At 66.0% G+C, this 16,365-nt stretch carries 13 protein-coding genes and 1 pseudogene; 7 read left to right on the plus strand and 7 right to left on the minus strand.

Annotation, left to right across the window (positions count from 1 at the left end):
* Positions 1–57 precede the first annotated feature (57 nt).
* The 3 genes from ACX9TP_RS18745 to ACX9TP_RS18755 form a co-directional block, all read right to left on the minus strand.
* Positions 58–837 carry a hypothetical protein gene (locus ACX9TP_RS18745; RefSeq protein ID WP_482981095.1) on the minus strand — a complete coding sequence of 260 codons (780 nt, stop codon included), beginning with the start codon at positions 835–837 and terminating at the stop codon, positions 58–60.
* A gap of 141 nt (positions 838–978) precedes the next feature.
* Positions 979–1,764, minus strand: coding sequence for a hypothetical protein (locus tag ACX9TP_RS18750; protein ID WP_482981096.1), 786 nt, complete (start codon positions 1,762–1,764; stop codon positions 979–981).
* Positions 1,765–1,804: 40 nt separating this feature from the next.
* Complete coding sequence (locus tag ACX9TP_RS18755; protein WP_482981097.1) at positions 1,805–3,424, minus strand: asparaginase domain-containing protein; 1,620 nt, start codon at positions 3,422–3,424, stop codon at positions 1,805–1,807.
* A 575-nt stretch (positions 3,425–3,999) separates the two neighbouring features.
* Between ACX9TP_RS18755 and ACX9TP_RS18760 the strand changes: the two genes are divergently transcribed.
* Positions 4,000–4,734, plus strand: a complete 735-nt coding sequence (locus ACX9TP_RS18760) for a hypothetical protein (protein WP_482981098.1) — start codon at positions 4,000–4,002, stop codon at positions 4,732–4,734.
* Positions 4,680–6,119: an N-acetylmuramoyl-L-alanine amidase gene (locus ACX9TP_RS18765; protein WP_482981099.1), complete on the plus strand. Its 1,440-nt coding sequence runs from the start codon at positions 4,680–4,682 to the stop codon at positions 6,117–6,119. The genes ACX9TP_RS18760 and ACX9TP_RS18765 overlap by 55 nt, the downstream gene beginning before the upstream one ends.
* Before the next feature lie 66 nt (positions 6,120–6,185).
* Here ACX9TP_RS18765 and ACX9TP_RS18770 read toward each other — a convergent pair whose 3' ends face one another.
* Together ACX9TP_RS18770 and ACX9TP_RS18775 are read right to left on the minus strand one after the other, a co-directional pair.
* Positions 6,186–8,168: an OPT family oligopeptide transporter gene (locus ACX9TP_RS18770; protein ID WP_482981100.1), complete on the minus strand. Its 1,983-nt coding sequence runs from the start codon at positions 8,166–8,168 to the stop codon at positions 6,186–6,188.
* A 208-nt stretch (positions 8,169–8,376) separates the two neighbouring features.
* On the minus strand, positions 8,377–10,179 hold the full coding sequence (locus tag ACX9TP_RS18775; RefSeq protein WP_482981101.1) for an acetate/propionate family kinase: 1,803 nt from the start codon (positions 10,177–10,179) through the stop codon (positions 8,377–8,379).
* Positions 10,180–10,485: 306 nt separating this feature from the next.
* On the opposite strand from ACX9TP_RS18775, the gene ACX9TP_RS18780 reads away from it, so the two are divergent.
* A complete protein-coding gene (locus ACX9TP_RS18780) occupies positions 10,486–11,451 on the plus strand; it encodes a DUF4365 domain-containing protein (protein ID WP_482981102.1) in 966 nt (321 codons plus the stop codon).
* Positions 11,452–11,566: 115 nt separating this feature from the next.
* Positions 11,567–12,952: a hypothetical protein gene (locus tag ACX9TP_RS18785; protein WP_482981103.1), complete on the plus strand. Its 1,386-nt coding sequence runs from the start codon at positions 11,567–11,569 to the stop codon at positions 12,950–12,952.
* 118 nt (positions 12,953–13,070) lie between these two features.
* Here ACX9TP_RS18785 and ACX9TP_RS18790 read toward each other — a convergent pair.
* Positions 13,071–13,619: pseudogene (locus tag ACX9TP_RS18790) on the minus strand (IS66 family transposase); the annotation flags it as partial.
* Between the two features lie 68 nt (positions 13,620–13,687).
* Here ACX9TP_RS18790 and tnpA point away from each other — a divergent pair.
* Genes tnpA through ACX9TP_RS18805 form a run of 3 tightly spaced genes read left to right on the plus strand, consistent with a single transcriptional unit; the run spans position 13,688 to position 14,803 of the window.
* Complete coding sequence (gene tnpA, locus ACX9TP_RS18795; protein WP_482981104.1) at positions 13,688–14,014, plus strand: IS66 family insertion sequence element accessory protein TnpA; 327 nt, start codon at positions 13,688–13,690, stop codon at positions 14,012–14,014.
* Positions 14,008–14,373 carry an IS66 family insertion sequence element accessory protein TnpB gene (gene tnpB, locus ACX9TP_RS18800; RefSeq protein WP_482979751.1) on the plus strand — a complete coding sequence of 122 codons (366 nt, stop codon included), beginning with the start codon at positions 14,008–14,010 and terminating at the stop codon, positions 14,371–14,373. The genes tnpA and tnpB overlap by 7 nt, the downstream gene beginning before the upstream one ends.
* A gap of 46 nt (positions 14,374–14,419) precedes the next feature.
* Positions 14,420–14,803 (plus strand): IS66 family transposase, encoded by a 384-nt coding sequence (locus ACX9TP_RS18805; RefSeq protein WP_482981105.1) that lies wholly within the window; start codon positions 14,420–14,422, stop codon positions 14,801–14,803.
* A 25-nt stretch (positions 14,804–14,828) separates the two neighbouring features.
* Here ACX9TP_RS18805 and tnpC read toward each other — a convergent pair whose 3' ends face one another.
* Positions 14,829–16,334 carry an IS66 family transposase gene (gene tnpC, locus ACX9TP_RS18810; RefSeq protein ID WP_482981106.1) on the minus strand — a complete coding sequence of 502 codons (1,506 nt, stop codon included), beginning with the start codon at positions 16,332–16,334 and terminating at the stop codon, positions 14,829–14,831.
* Positions 16,335–16,365: the final 31 nt, after the last annotated feature.

Here is a 16,365-nt window from a genome sequence, read left to right on the forward strand (position 1 = left end):
AGGGAGGGTGCTCCCTCCCAGCGCGGAGTCTCGAGAAGTCCCGGGGCGGAGGAAGGGTCAGAGCACCTTCTTCTTGTAGGGGCGGGTCCTCGGGTTTCCGTTCAAGAGGTAGTCAGCGCTGACGCCCCCGGTCGACACCTGCGTGATGACGGTGGCCTGCGTGAAGTACTGGCCGGGCTGCGCGGCGATACGGCAGATCGACAGCTCCGTCTCGCCGTAATACTGGTCCTGGAGCACGGAGTGAATCCCGTCGAGCTTCGGCTGCGCCCCCAGAATCGCTTCGGCCCGTGCGAGCCGCAGGTAGGTGCTGTGGTTCTTCGAGTAGTCCACGGTCTGGCTGAACATTCGCGCGTGGTTCGTGGAGACGAACCAGCCTTCCTTGGGCGAGAGGGTCAGCACCTGCGCCGTGCCCGGCGTGTCTCCCGGGTAGTACTCGAGGAAGATTGCCTGCGTGGAATCCGCCATCAAGACGATGTCCGGGCTCTTGAAGTTCGGCTGGGGGGCGCCCGGATCTCCCTGGGTGAGATACCAGTTCTTCAGGTACGCAATCGCGTCCGCGGCCGTCGCATGGTCGGCGATGGAGGCCTCGTAGGCGCGGAACAAGGCGTCCACCGGACTGCTCTCGCCGACGTGCGTGCTGGTCCGGAAGAAGCGCGCCTGCGGCGCCGTCGCGCTCCCCGGGTCTTCGTTCGTGTAATAATCAGCGGCCACGAAGCTCACGCCCCGCTTGTTGACCCCGGCCCAGATTCCCGGGCGCCCCACGCGCCGGAACGCGAGGTAGGGCCCCGCGCTTCCCCTGACGGCCTCCGGCTCGAGGAACTCCGTCTTCGTGGTCAAGTCGCACTGCTTGAACGTGAAGGTCTCACCCGCACGATTGACCCATCCAATGGTACACACGTGTCACCTCCGGGTTCTTCGTAGGTCCGGCCGTCCTCGGCCGCTGCTACCTGCCAGTTCCTGCCGCCGCGTGTGTCAGTGTCAGAGGATGTTCACGCCCGTGTTGGGGACGAACATGTAACAATAGAACGCATAGTCGACGAACAGGTCGTTGGGGTTGTAGTTGGGCTGGCTCTTGTCAGGCTGGATGGGCCCCTGGTTGACCGTCCAGTTCGCGGTGGCCGGGTCCTTTATCGGGTTGCCCGCGAAATCGAAGTTCGTGACCTGGTCGTTGCCGTCCTTCTGCGACCACGAGCTGAAGTTGACGTTGTCGTCGCAGCGCGCCCAGTGGTAGTCGCCGGGCCAGTTGGCGTCTCCCGCGGGCGAAATCATGAGCGCCACGAAGTGGCCGTCCAGGGCGTCCGCCGCGGCCTTGCGGGACACCGCGAACGCCTGGAGCTCCGCCATCTTCGTGCCCGCGAAGCGCAGGCCGTCCTTCTCCGCGAAGGCGCGCACCGAGGGGCCGTTGAGCGTCTGCGCCGTGATCAGATTCCCGCTGGCCCGGCCGGGCTGCGGGAAGGTGTTCGGCGTGATGTTGCAGCCGTAGGCATAGCAGTTGTTGTTCGGCTGGAACTTGTACGACATGAAATTGCCGTTGCAGTCACCCGCCGGGTTGTACCCCGTCGTGCGCCCGTAGACGGTCGGGCCGTACTGGGGGACGCCGATGACCCGCGTGGGGGGCGGGTTGGTGATGGTTACGGGGACGGTCTTGGGCGCCAGCGAGTGCTCGTCCGGCGCCGTTGCTCCGAGCGCGGTGTGCGTCACCTGGTGGAGCCGGTCGTCTGGGGCGACAATGCCACTGAATTTGAAATGCCGGGTCGATGCCATTTTGGAGCTTCCTTTCCTGTTCTATGGACGGCGGCTCTCTTCAAGCCAGCCTGCGAGCGGACGCCTCCGGAACAGCCTGCATGCCCGGTTGCGTGTACAGCGTCTTGCTGACCATTCCTCCCGAGTAGTTGTAGACCTCCAACGACAAGCTCCCGTTGCTCGTGGAGCCGCCGAGGATGAGCATGGACGACGCGCCGCGGCTGTCGCCGGTATTGGTCGCCCACATCGCCGTGTTGTACCGGCTATAGAAGACGAGGTTCCCGTCGTTCTGCATGACCAGGCGCCCCGGCAGGTTGCTGGATGAGGGATTGGACAGGGCCGTCCACAAGGTGGTGCCCGAGCTGTCGGTGAGGATGGGGCCGAGCACCGGGTCATTGCGCAGCGTGGCGCTGCCATCGAGCGCGGAGATGGACTGACCCGACAACAACTCCGCGTTGAGGCGGCTGTCGAGCCGGCTCACGCTGAGCATCTCTCCCAGGAGGTTGAGCTGCAGCAGGGTCTTGACGTCTGCGGCGCTCCACCCGTTATGGCCAGCGGCGGCCAGCAGAATCATCAACTTGGCGAAGGCCGCCGTCGACGTCATGTCCGCCGGGTTCAAGGCCCCCACGCTGGGCAGCCAGGCACCGGAAGCGTAGGCGCTGTCATTCACCACCCCGCTGATGACCTGGGTGCAGTCCACGATGACGACGCCCGCGTTGTTCGCGTCCTTGAAGGCCTGGTAGATGGCCCCGGCGGAGGGCGTGTCCGGATTGCCCGAGGGGAAGTTTCCCTCTCCATAGGATTCCAGGATCAACCCCTTGATTCCCTGACCCACGCACGCGCGGACCAGGTTGGCCAGGATGGCTGTCGTATTCGCGGAGTTGTACCAGGCCGGGAAGGCGTTGAACTGCATCACCGGGAAGGAGTTGATGGTCGCCTGGATGCTGTTGAGCTGCGCGATGGCCGCCTGGCAAGCCGCCGGGTTGTCGAGGCTGACGGTGTAGCTGACCGGGGAGGGGAGGACGTTGCCGGCCTCGAGCGTGAACGTGACGCCGGAGCCTCCCAGCGCCGGGTAGTTGGGCGAGGAGAAGGCGTCGAACTTGCTGGCGTTGGTCTTGAGGACGCGGTTGCCGCGGTACAGTTCGCTCTGGAAATAGACGCAGACCTCGGGAATACCGGTCTGCGCCGACGCGACCGCGCCGCAGAAGTTCTGGTACGCGTCCGTGTTGAAGTTCAGCGACAGGGCGCCCGTCTTCGGATCCTCCCAGAACATGGGCACCTGCGAGCCGGTGATGATGACAGGCTTGCTCAGCGCGGCGGTCGCGATGCCATTGGAATCGAAGCACGACAGCAGGAAGGGCAGGGCCGTTCCCGTGAAGTCCATGCTGTCCGTGCCATGGAGGACCACCCACCCGTCATAGAGGCTGTAGTGGCCCAGGATGTACCCGGCGAGGATGCACCAGTCCGTGGGCTGGAGGTTGGTGCTGTCCAGCGTCCCGGACTTGGACTCGGGGAACGTGAGGTCCGTGATGTAATCGATTTCCAGCGTCGGGAAGCTCTGGGCGAGGATGGGGTTGAGGATCTGCTCGCACGCGCTCGCGAACTGGCTCGCGGTCATCGGGGCCAGCGGGTCGCCAACACAGCTGATGGTGCCGCCGGTGTTTATGATTGCGATTTTCATGGCCGGTCCTCGTGATGGCCAAAGCACCATCATGGCTTGGGGTGGATGGAATCTGGTGTAAGGCTAAGCAAGCCACGTTCCAACGCGCCAACGCCTCGTAACGAGGACTGTCAGGGGCGGCTCTCCCCTTTGGGCCGCCTGCTTGGACGCGTGGGCGTTTCCCACGTGGACGCGGCTGCGTCCGGCCCAGACGCACGGGGGCTCATGTCATCCCCCCGGTGCCGTCGAGACTGCCGCGGCGATGGAGGTGGGCCACCGAGCGCCGCCCGCGGGCCTTCACCTCAACGTCCTGTCCTGCCGGAGCAGCTTTTTCCTCCAGGTCTGTATGGCTCCCGGGACTCCGAGAAGCAGGCGCCCCGGCCATGAGCCTCGACGGAAGTCAGCGAGGGACTGCCTGGACGCGGAGACCCGGAAAATCGAGGCAAATCGTTTTTTCTTGATTTCTCGGAGACCAATCGAGGCGTATCCTCCTCCTCTTCGGCTCCCCGTGCGCCTGCCGCTGGCGATTCCCGGAGCCGTCATGGCTCGCGTGACGAAGTCCGGAGGAATCGATGAAGAACAGGCCAGGAATTTTCATGCTCACCGCCTCGCTTGCGCTGACGCAGGCGTGTGGCATGGACGAGCAGCAGCCGCAGCCGGTGCCCGCGGTGCCCTCCGTGCAGGGGGACACGCCGAGGACGGAGGACGCCGTCCGCGAGGATGAGTCCTCCGATGCGCTCTTCGAGGCGGCCGGCGAGGAGTTCGATGTGCCTCCCGCGCTCCTCAAGTCCATCTCCTTCGTGCAGACGCGCTACCAGATGGTGGAGGGCGCCGAGGAGTTCGAGGGCCGCCCGGCCGTCTTCGGAATGATGGCGCTCACGCGAGCGCAGCTCGAGGAGGGCGCGAAGCTGGCCGGCGTCACGGCGGAGCAGGCGAGGACCGAGGCGCGCTCCCACGTCCGTGCGGCGGCGGCGCTGCTGTCGCGCCACGCGGATGCGCTGAAGGTGGACCGGACGCAGGCGGCGAAGTGGGCACCGGCGGTGGCCGAGGTGTCCGGCATCCAGGACGAGGCAGGCCGTCGCAGCTTCGTCCACGACGAGGTCTTCCGGGTGGCCCGCCTGGGACTCGGGAAGCTCTCGAAGGAGTGGGCCGCGAGCGGACAGGGCCTGGCCGAAGGGGAGCTGGGGCAGCAGGCCCAGGCGCTCGCCGGTCCGGACTACGCCCCGGCCGTGTGGCGGCCCTCGCCCAACTTCAACTCCCGGCCCATGGGGTGCGAATGGTCATCATCCACACCTGTGAGAGCGGCTACTCGGGGTGTTGGAGCTGGCTGACCAACACCAGCTCACAAGTGAGCGCGCACTACGTGGTGCGCGAGGACGGCGGAGAGATCAGCCAGCTCGTGCGCGACGGGAGCCGGGCCTGGCACATTGGCGCCACCTACCAGTGCAGCAACAACAGTGGAGCGGAGTGCGGGCTGAACGGGAGAAGCGCCAACGACTTCACCATCGGCATCGAGCACGGCGGGTATGCGTCGACGGTGAACTGGCCGGTGGGGCAGATTGACGCCTCGGCCCGGCTGCTGTGCGACATCACGCGTGACCACGGGGTGCCCCGCGACAGCTACCACGTGGTGGGGCACGGCCAGCTCCAGCCGTACAACCGCACGGACCCCGGGGCCAACTGGCCCTGGCGGGACTACCTCAACCGGGCCAATTCACACTGCGGCACGGGCTGCGTGCTGATGGGCGACATCAAGGCGAAGTACAACGCGGTCAACGGCCCCGCGCTGCTGGGGGCGTGCCAGGTCGGCGAGCTGGCCACGCCGGACGGGGTGGGCCGCTACAACCACTTCGAGCGCGGCAGCATCTACTGGACGCCGACGCTGGGCGCGCACGTGGTGCTGGGCGCCATCCGCGGCAAGTGGGAGCAGCTGAGCTGGGAGCGGGGCGCCCTGGGCTACCCGCTCACCGACGAGCTGACGACGCCGGATGGCCGGGGCCGCTACAACCACTTCGAGCGCGGCAGCATCTACTGGACGCCGGAGCTGGGGGCGTGGGAGGTGCACGGGCAGATTCATGCGAAGTGGGGGCAGCTGGGCTGGGAGCGCAGCGTGCTGGGCTACCCGAAGAGCGGTGAGTTGCTCACGCCGGATGGGGTGGGCCGCTACAACCACTTCGAGAATGGAAGCATCTACTGGACGCAGGCGACGGGAGCGCACGAGGTGCGCGGACTCGTCCATGCGAAGTGGTCGGAGCTGGGGTGGGAGAAGAGCTACCTGGGCTACCCGGTGACGGATGAGCAGGCGGCCGCGGACGGGGTGGGGCGCTTCAACCACTTCCAGAAGGGCAGCATCTACTTCACGCCGGCGACAGGGGCGCACGCGGTGAATGGCGACATCAACGCCAGGTGGGTGGCGCTGAGCCGGGAGGCGGGACTGCTGGGCTACCCGCTGACGGACGAGACGAAGACACCGGACGGGGTGGGGCGCTTCAACCACTTCCAGAATGGAAGCATCTACTGGACGGCGGCGACGGGAGCGCACGAGGTGCATGGCCCGATTCGGGCGAAGTGGGAGTCGCTGGGGTGGGAGCGCAGCACGCTGGGCTACCCGGTGCGGGACGAGTACTCCGTCACCGGTGGGCGCGAGAGCGAGTTCCAGCGGGGCTTCCTCACCCTCAACACCGCCACCAACACCGTCACGGTGCGCATGAAGTAGCGGTGGCTGCCGCAGGTGGCCAGCCCCGGCATCCCCGGGCTGGCCACCCCACGTGACGGGCCCGGGTCAGGTCGAGATGCGGAGCGCCGTCCGCGCCGCCCAGCGGTACAGCCCGCCCACGATGACGATGCCGAGTACCAGGGCGATGATCATGGTCGTCACCTCCCCCAGCTCGTTCGGGATGGCCAGCGGCTCGCCCTTGCCCGTCGAGACGATCAACCCGGCCAGCGCGACGTTGAACAGGCTCTCGCCCACGATGAAGCCGGACATGACGAGCACGCCCAGGCGCTTGGCGGGCTCACCCCAGCTTTGCTTGCTCGCCGCGCGCTCGAAGGCCCAGCCCGCCAGCGCGCCCACGACCACCGGCGCCGTGACGGCGCTGGGCAGGTAGATGGCGAGGCCCACGCCCAGCGGCGGCAGGCTGTAGCGGCCCTGGCTGGCCTTCTTCACCACGAAGTTGATGACGACCAGGGCCAGGCCGAGCGCGGCGCCCCACAGGACGAGGTCCCACCGCAGGTCGCCGCCAATCACGCCCTTGGCCAGGGTGGAAATGAGGGTCGCCTGCGGCGCCGCCAGCGGCTGCGCCGAGATGGCGTTGGCGTTGGGCGCACCCGCGAAGCCGTAGGCCCGGTTCAGCAGCGCCAGCACGGGAGGAACCACGGCCGAGCCGGCGACCACGCCGATGAGCAGGGCCACCTGCTGCTTCCAGGGCGTCGCGTCCACCAGCTGGCCGGTCTTCAGGTCCTGGAGGTTGTCGTTGCCGATGACCGCCACGGCCAGCACCACCGTGGTGACGAACAGCGCGAACGCCACCAGCGCGGGGGCTACCTCGGGCCCGGTGACCTGCCGCCCGACCACGCCGACGCTGAGCGCGGCGCCCAGGATGGTGAGGATGGCGATGCCCGAAACAGGCGAGTTCGACGAGCCGATGAGGCCGGCCATGTAGCCGCAGACGGCGGCGGCACAGATGCCCGCGAGCAGGACATAGCCGATGCCCACCGCGACCAGCGGCAGGCTCAGGCTCTCCAGCACGGTGCCCTGGAGGAAGTTCGCCAGGAGCCAGCCGGCCGGCACCAGGGCGACCAGTGTCACCAGCCCTACCGTGCGGATGGGCAGGTCCTGCTCCGTGCGCTCGAGCGCCTGACCCTGCGTCTTGGCGCGCCGGGCCGCCTCCAGGGCGGACCGCAGGCCCCCGATGACCGGCTTCGCCAGACCCGCCAGCGTCACGATGGCCGCCGCGCCGATGGCGCCGGCGCCGAGCATGCGCACCTGGGTGCCCCAGACGCGCAGCGCGTGCTCCGACGCCGTGGCTTCCGGCATCGGGTTCATGGACGTGAGCACCGGAACCAGGATGCCCCACGCAATCAGCAGGCCGGCCAGCATCGCGATGCCGACCGTGATGCCCATCAGGTGTCCGGCGCCGATGAGCGCCAGCGAGCTGGCGGCACCGATGCCGGTGGCGCCGCTGCCCACCCTGAAATACCCGGCCACCTCACCTGCCATCAGCCTGGCGGCGGCCGCCGCGGCGAACAGGGCCGAGGCAATGCTGCCCCAGACGACGGACATGAGGCCGGCCTTGCCTTCGGCGGCGCCGGAGCGCGAGGAGGTGCCGACCTTGAGCACCTCGGCGGCCGCCACGCCCTCGGGATACGGAAGGTCGGAGCCGGAGACCAGCGCGCGACGCAGCGGCACGGTGTACATCACACCGAGCACGCCGCCGATGGCACACGCGCCGAACGTCGGCCAGAACGGGACGTCGGTCCACCAGCCGGTCATCAACAGTCCGGGCAGGACGAAGATGACGGACGCGAGCGTGCCCGCGGCCGAGGCCAGCGTCTGGACGATGTTGTTCTCCTGGATGGTGGCGTTCTTGAAGGCGCTCAGGAGCGCCATCGAGATGACCGCCGCGGGGATGGAGGTCGCGAACGTGAGGCCGACCTTGAGACCCAGGTAGACCTGCGCCGCGGTGAACACCAGGGTGATGAGGACACCCAGGGTCACCCCGCGCAGGGTTATCTCCTTCGGATGGGACGACGTGACGGCGTTCAAGTGGCGCGCTCCTTCACAGGGCCGCCAGGGTGGCGGCCCGGAGAGACATGGCGCCGAGGATACAGGCGTCCCACGCGGATGCGTATTTGTCGGACACCCGCGCGGCGACGGCGACCGGCGATTCATGCCGCTCGAGCTTCTGTCGAGCGTGCGCGTGCGGCGCCTCGACGGCGCCGGCACCGGGCAGTCCCTCGACGGAGGCTCACGCTCAGGTCGTGCCCACCTGCACGCCGCTGAACGCGACGACGCTGTCACTGGTCAACCCCGCGGCGTTCGCCTCGTCGGTGTCGACGTGCATGTCCAGCCGGAAGTCGGGATGGACGCGGACGAGGACGTCGCCCATCGTCATCTCGCGCTCGCCCTCGACGCGCACCTGGATGACGTTGCGGTCCTGGACGCCGAACGAGCGCGCCTCCTCGGGGCTCATGTGCACGTGCCGGAGCGCGAGGATGACACCGCTCGGGATGGTGACGGTGCCCGCCGGGCCACGCAGGGTGATTCCGGGCGTCCCTTCGAGCTTGCCGCTCTCGCGCAGGGGCGGCGTCACGCCGAGCGTGAAGGCGTCGGTCCGCGCCAGCTCCACCTGGGTCTGCTTGCGCAGCGGGTTGATGATGGCGACGCGCTGGATTTCCCCCTTGGGGCCGACCAGGTCCACGGTCTCCCGGGTGACGTACTGCCCGGGCTGGGTGACGTCGCGCTTGCTCGTCAGCTCATACCCCGGGCCGAAGAGCGCGTCGCAGTCGGCGCGGCTGAGGTGGACGTGGCGCACGCTGACGCCCACGGGAATCGGCCGGGCGCGCACGCTGCGAAGCGTGGCCGTGGGCCCCACCAGGCAGCGCATCACCTCGCGGGCAATCATCCGCTCCTCGTCGGTGCGCACCACCAGCACCTGCGTGGGGGCGCGCGGCGCGGAGACCTCCACGATGCCCCCATGGTCCGCGGGGCGCTGCGTCTCATTGGCCCGCTCGTCGAGGGAGACGCCCATGAAGAGCAGCCCCTCGCACACGCGGCTGCGCACCAGCGCGGAGTTCTCACCGATGCCGCCGGTGAACACGAGCGCATCCGCCCCGCCCAGCACGGCGGCGTACGCGCCGATGTACTTGCGGATGCGGTGGACGAACACGTCGATGGCGAGGCGCGCGCGCGGGTTGCCGGCCTCCGCCGCCTGCTGCACGTCACGGAAGTCCGCGCTGACGCCCGACAGGCCCGCGAGGCCCGACTGACGGTTGAGCAGGGTGTCTATCTGCTCCGGCGACAGGCCATCCTTCGCCAGCAGCAGCGGCACGGCGGGGTCCAGGTCTCCCGCGCGCGTGCCCATGACGAGCCCTTCCAGCGGCGTCATGCCCATGGAGGTCTCCACCGAGACACCGCGCTCGATGGCGGAGATGCTGGCGCCGCCTCCGAGGTGGCAGGTGATGAGCTTGAGCCGCGACAGGTCCGTCTTGAGGTGCTCGGCCGCGGACAGGGCCATGAACTGGTGGCTCGGGCCATGGAAGCCATAGCGGCGCACGCCCTTGGACAGGTAGAGCTCGTGCGGAACGGCGTACGTGTAGGCCTGGGGCGGAAGCTGTGCGTGGAACGCGGTGTCGAAGACCGCGACGTGTGGCACCGAGGGGAAGACCTCACGGGCCGAGCGGATGCCGGCGAGGTTCGCCGGGTTGTGGAGCGGGGCGTAGCGCGCGCACTCCTCGATGATGGCCTCGACCTTGGCGTCGACCGGCGTCGGGGCGATGAGCCGCTCACCCCCGTGGACGACGCGGTGGCCCACCGCCGCGAGCTCCCTGGCGTCCGGCAGGGGACCGCCCGCGCGGGTCAGGTGGGCGAGGATGGCACGCAGCGCGTCCTGGATGGCCCGCCCGTCGACCGGGGCGCTGCCCGCTTCGTGGACGTGCAGGGCCTCCGCGGTGCCCACGCGCTCGACGCGTCCCGCGGCGAGACGGGCCTCGGTGTCCATCTCATAGAGGTTGTATTTGACAGAGGTCGAGCCGACGTTGACGACGAGTACCTTCATGGTCGGGCGAGGGTATCACGAGGTGACGGGGCCTTCCCGCCTTCCAGCCGGCGTGCAGAGCAAGAGGGCGGCGCGCCCAAAGCTTATGTCGAGACGGTTAATGGTTGCAAACTGGCTAGTTCGAGGTTTACATTTTTGCGGCTAGGCACCGGGAGCATTGCCAGTCCACGTTGTCGCGCCTTTACTGGAAATGCGATAGTTCTGGTCCGCTCCCGACTGCCTAGCACTTCTCTTCCTCTCATCTTGAGTTTGCATGCCGTTATCTTGCCCAAGTGAGACGGGTACTCTTATTGCGGGGAAATAACATTGGATAACAGGCCACAAGAAAGCTTCGGCGTCACACATACGCAGCAAATCGTAGAGTATGACTGGCAATCCGGTTGGCAGGAGCTTGACAGGCGTAACGATGACGCCACGGATGGTTTAATACTACTTCGCCGACGTGGAAGGGATACGGGAGACATTATCTTTACTCAAATAAAGTGCGGTGCCGGATATCGCCAAGACGCAACTTCCCGACCGAATCATGTTGGTGTTCTGGTTAGCGCAAGCTACATCCAGAAGCATCGCCCAAAATGGGATGCTGTTCCTGGTCCCATGATCATGATCTACGTTGATCCTACAAACAGATCATCGCCAGAGTCATTTTGGACGGACCTGCGAGATCCTAATTCATTCAGTCACGACAATAAACAAATTATTCTGTTTCCTAGGAGCCAGCGATTTGGGCCGCACTCCAAAGGACATATTGCTGCATTGTGCAAGAAAAGCTCAGTCGATCGGGTTCTCCCTGTCATCAAGGCTTCGCGCTTAGATGTTAACTATGTTGCCCTGTCGAGCAGCACCAAAGCCTCGGCGCGGCAGTATTATTTGGCCTGGAAGAATGGTTCGGATGCGGAAAGAACAAATCCAATCTTGGGTATGATCGAGATTTCTCGCGTGGGTTGGCGCCGCATGACTCGTCGCAGGCGAAGAACCGAGAGAATTGTCGCTTCTTGGGAACTCTTAGGTATAGCAAAGCGAGTTGTTCGCGAGAGCGCTTGCGTCATGCGACTCGGTCGCTATCAGATGAAAAAGACTCCAGATGGCAGTCGAAATGTTCTGGATTTTTTTGCTATTCGCGCGCGCGTCGTGTTTCCCCACCGGAATGAGGGAATTGTTCAGGTAACAATCCGACGAAAGCGGAGTATTGCTGCAGATGGCTCCACGCAATCCTTTTGCTGGCTATACTCCGTCCACGAATTGCGCCGTGGCGGCACGCGGAGTTTCTAGTTGGCGCTGAAGAACTCCGAGACAATCAATTGAATGTCATTCGTGTTGGAAGGTTGTAGAGTAAATGGAGCAAAGGGTGGATGTATCACCATAAAATAGACGTCCTGGATCGAAAATGCTCCCACTGAAGCTGGTAAGATTTAATGCGCTTGCTGGTTATTCCCGCGAACCACTGACTCTTTATACCACTGAGGAACTCTCATGGTTCGAGCATAGCAACGAGCGCGTCTTGGGCATGGTCGTTCGCGACCGTATAGATAGTGACTTCGCAGGTATTGTGTTTGCTCGTGACCGACGTGGCCGGTTTCGAGCAGTGCGAGTTACGGAGTTCAATCCATCGCGTAACTATGCCAAGGCGCTCCTACGCCGCGAGATGGAGCAACTTTCCTTGGCGCCCGAGAAGGAGTATTACCAAGGCGATGAGGACGGGGCGCCTCTAGATTTCTTCTTGCCCAAGGCTTCCCGAGAGAAGCTCAACCCCGGGTTCCTTAAGCTGGCTGAACTAGAGGAATTCATTGCCGCTCGCAGGATCATCGAACCCATGATGCATTGGTACGAGGATCCCGATGGAAACTTTATTGAGCAGTTCCAAACGGTGGGGTTTGACGCGCGCATTTGGGAACTTTACCTCTTTGCGACGTTTGTTGAGATGCGTTACCGCATCGATCGAACTTATGCTGTGCCTGACTTCACTTGCCACGGCGTCTTGGGTGATTTCTCCGTTGAGGCGGTGACTGTCAATCCGACAAGAGACAAGCTAGGGGAGATTGTTCCACCACCCTTGCGCGACACCCCCGAATCAATTCGGAGCTTTCTGCGTGAGTACATGCCGATTAAGTTCGGCAGCGCTCTGACTTCCAAGCTCGCGAAAAAATACTGGAAGAAAGAAAATATTTCAGGAAAGCCATTTTTGTTTGCTATTCAGGACTTCTCTGCACCCATGTCGATGGTCTTTACGCGGTCGGCACTGTCTGTGTATCTCTATGGATACGATCATCGAGCTGAATATGACAGCCATGGGCAGTTGCATGTGCATCCCCGAAAGATTGAGTCTCATAAGTGGGAAGGCAAGGAGATAGCATCTGGCTTTTTCGGATTGTCTGGGGCGGAGAATGTAAGCGCTGTCGTCTTTAGTAATAGTGGCACGCTCTCAAAATTCAATAGGATGGGTGTAATTGCGGGTTTTGGCTCCCATCGGGTCCGTATGGTTCGAAAGGGGTATGCAGTTGATCGTGACCCCAATAGTGTAGAGCCTGAGTCGTTTGTGCGTTTTGTTAATGATTCTCACTACGCGGAGAGTTGGGTGGAGGGGATGGATGTTTATCACAATCCCAATGCCAAGCATCCAATCGATCCGGAGATGTTGCCAGGAGCTGCTCACTACCGCATCTATCCGGATGGACAGATGGAGGGCTTGATTCCAGACTGGCATCCACTTAGTTCGATTACTCGCATCGAAGTGGTGGGTGAGAGCAAAATCGTGCAGCGAAACGGCTCTTGATGATGATTGCGCCGTATCCGTACGGCGGACGACGTGCCGGACCGCTTGAGGATGGACGGGCGCTGTGCTCGGCGGTGGACCTGAGCGGTGCGGACGGGGCGAACGTGAGCGACGGTGCTCAGGAGGAGTCGGCGGCGCGCAGGCGCTTCCACTTGTGGGGAAGCATCTCGCCGATGCGCGAGTCGGGGTGCGTCTGGACGCGCAGCAGCACGTCCGCGAGGTAGTCCTCGGGGTTGACGTCGTTGGCCTCGCAGGTGGCCACCAGCGCGTAGAGACCGGCGAGGTTTTCACCCGCGGCCTCGTGGCCCACGAAGAGAAGGTTCTTCCGGCCCAGCGCTGCCTTGCGCAGGGCCGCCTCGCTCCGGTTGTTGTCCAAGGGTAGGCGTTCATCCGAGACGAAGCGGCTCAGGGCGTCCCATTGCTTCAGCGCGTAGGAAATGGCCTGCCCCAGCGGCCCCTTGGGAGGATGCCGTGGGGCCTGCGTCTCCAGCCAGGCGCGCCGTTGCGCGAGGACGGGCGCGCTGTGAAGTTGGCGCAGCTCTCGGTGGACGGCCGTGCGCACCACCAGCGCCTCGCGCGCCTGGGCCTCCACCCGGTAGAGGACCAGGATGGGGTCCATGGCTTCGCGCGCCTCGGGCGCGGTGGCGAGCGCGTCGAAGAAGCGGCGTATCCGTACGACGGACGACGTGCTGCGGGGCATTGAGCGGATGACGAAGACAGGTCATCCGTCGAGGCGTGCGGAAAAGAGTTGAGAAGCCTGAGTGGCTGCGCGTCGCCGAGGAGTTCGAAGCGAGCGGGCTGACGCAGCGGGAGTTCGCCGGGCGCCAGGGGCTGCGCCTGAGCACCTTGCAGTCGTGGGTCTACCGACGCAGGCGCCAGGAGAGCGCCGTGGCGCAGCCGCCCGTGCGCCTGTTGCCGGTGCAGGTGAGCCGCGCGCCCGTCTCGGGTGAGGTCTCGCTGGAGGTCGTCATCGCCGGGGGCGTGCGGGTGCGGTTCGGGCCAGGCACGGACGTGGACTACGTGGCCCGGCTGGTAGCGGCGCTGGGGCGCACCACGTGCTGACACTGCCGGCCTCGGTGCGCATCCTGCTGGCCACCGGGCCGGTGGACATGCGCAAGTCCATTGACGGCCTCATGGCGCTGGTACGCACGGGCTGGGGCGAGGACGTCTACTCCGGCCACCTCTTCGCCTTCGTCAGCCGGCGGGGAGACCGGGTGAAGATTCTCACCTTCAGCCGGGGCGGCTTCGTCCTGTACTACAAGCGCCTGGAGACGGGCCGCTTCCGGCTACCGCCCGTGGACGCCGACGCGCAGTCGGTGCAACTGGACGCCACGCAGCTGGCGATGCTGCTGGACGGCATCGACGTGGCCGAGGTGAAGCGCCAGCCCGCCTGGACGCCCCCAGGGCGGACAGGTAGCTGAGCACGTCACGTGGAGAATGCCCTACCCGAGGCGTTGTTACGCGTGGGTGCCCCGAGTCCTTCCCCTCGACCACCATTGTCCCTGGCGCGAGGAAGCCGAGGAGCTCAAGGCGGAGGTGGGCCGTATCGGCGGGGAGCTGGACGTCCTCAAGGGGCAGATGGCGGCCCTGCAGCGCCACGTCTTCGGCAAGAAGGCGGAGAAGCTGCCGACGGTGGCAGCCGAGCTGCGCGGGGAAGAGACGGGGGCGGAGGCGAAGGCCGCGCGGGAGGCGGCGGCACTGAAGAAGCGGCGCGAGCGAGCGGCCCGCAAGGCCGAGGGGGCGCCCACGCGCGAGATTCGCCACGCCGTCCCGGCCGAGGGTATCCGTACGGCGGACGACGTGCCGGACCGCTTGAGGATGGACGGGCGCTGTGCTCGGCGGTGGGCGTGAGCGGGGCGGACGTGAGCGACGGTGCTCAGGAGGAGTCGGCGGCGCGCAGGCGCTTCCACTCGTGGGGCAGCATCTCGCCGATGCGCGAGTCGGGGTGCGTCTGGACGCGCAGCAGCACGTCCGCGAGGTAGTCCTCGGGGTTGACGTCGTTGGCCTCGCAGGTGGCCACCAGCGCGTAGAGACCGGCGAGGTTTTCACCCGCGGCCTCGTGGCCCACGAAGAGAAGGTTCTTCCGGCCCAGCGCTGCCTTGCGCAGGGCCGCCTCGCTCCGGTTGTTGTCCAAGGGTAGGCGTTCATCCGAGACGAAGCGGCTCAGGGCGTCCCATTGCTTCAGCGCGTAGGAAATGGCCTGCCCCAGCGGCCCCTTGGGAGGATGCCGTGGGGCCTGCGTCTCCAGCCAGGCGCGCCGTTGCGCGAGGACGGGCGCGCTGTGAAGTTGGCGCAGCTCTCGGTGGACGGCCGTGCGCACCACCAGCGCCTCGCGCGCCTGGGCCTCCACCCGGTAGAGGGCCAGGATGAAGTCCAGAGCCTCGCGCGCCTCGGGCGCGGTGGCGAGCGCGTCGAAGAAGCGGCGGCGGGCATGAGCCCAACACCCGACGCGGGTGCGTCCGTCCGGCAGCGTCACCGGGTTGTAGCCGGTGTACCCGTCCACCACGAGCGCGCCCGTGGTGCCGCCCAGCACGTCCTGGGGCGTCTTGCCCCCACGCCCCATGCTGAAGCGGTAGCCGACGAGCCACTCGCCCCGCTCATTCTGGGTGAGGAAGGTCCAGAGGTAGCCCAGGCGTGTCTTCTTCAAGTCCAGCACGCGCAGCGGCGTTTCGTCGGCCCACACCACCTCGGCGGACGCAATGCATTGCAAGAGGGGGCGGGAGAGCGGCAGCAGCACCGAGGCGGACAGGTGGAAGAGGTCCGTCAGGGTGCTGCGGCTCATCGGCACCCCGCCTCTCTCAATCCGCTGAGCGAGCCGATGCAGGGGCATGGCGTCGGCGCACTTGGACGTCACCACGTGGGCGAGGAAGCCGGGGCCGTACTCGCCCCTGTCCACCACCTTGGCGGGCGCGGGCGCCGTCACCACGCCCCCGCCGCACTTGCACGAGAGGACTTGCTGCACGTGCACCTGCCGCTCGAAGCGGGCGGGCAGGTACTCGTACACCTCGGTGGTGCGGCCCTTGCCCAGCGGCTTCAAGTCCTCGCTGCCGCAGGCGGGGCAGTGGCGCTCCTCGGCCGGGACGGCGTGGCGAATCTCGCGCGTGGGTGCCCCCTCGGCCTTGCGGGCCGCTCGTTCGCGCCGCTTCTTCAGTGCCGCCGCCTCCCGCGCGGCCTTCGCCTCCGCCCCCATCTCTTCCCCGCGCAGCTCGGCTGCCACCGTCGGCAGCTTCTCCACCTTCTTGCCGAAGACGTGGCGCTGCAGGGCCGCCATCTGCCCCTTGAGGACGTCCAGCTCCCCGCCGATACGGCCCACCTCCGCCTTGAGTTCCTCGGCTTCCTCGCGCCAGGGACAATGGTGGTCGAGGGGAAGGACTCGGGGCACCCACGCGTAACAACGCCTCGGGTAGGGCATT

Source organism: Pyxidicoccus sp. M15, from assembly GCF_056858435.1.

Coding starts and splice junctions, on each gene's coding strand:
- ACX9TP_RS18760 (WP_482981098.1), top strand. CDS start 4,000: ATGCTCACCGCCTCGCTTGCGCTGACGCAGGCGTGTGGCATGGACGAG.
- ACX9TP_RS18755 (WP_482981097.1), bottom strand. CDS start 3,424: ATGAAAATCGCAATCATAAACACCGGCGGCACCATCAGCTGTGTTGGC.
- ACX9TP_RS18785 (WP_482981103.1), top strand. CDS start 11,567: ATGCTCCCACTGAAGCTGGTAAGATTTAATGCGCTTGCTGGTTATTCC.
- ACX9TP_RS18775 (WP_482981101.1), bottom strand. CDS start 10,179: ATGAAGGTACTCGTCGTCAACGTCGGCTCGACCTCTGTCAAATACAAC.
- ACX9TP_RS18750 (WP_482981096.1), bottom strand. CDS start 1,764: ATGGCATCGACCCGGCATTTCAAATTCAGTGGCATTGTCGCCCCAGAC.
- ACX9TP_RS18765 (WP_482981099.1), top strand. CDS start 4,680: ATGGTCATCATCCACACCTGTGAGAGCGGCTACTCGGGGTGTTGGAGC.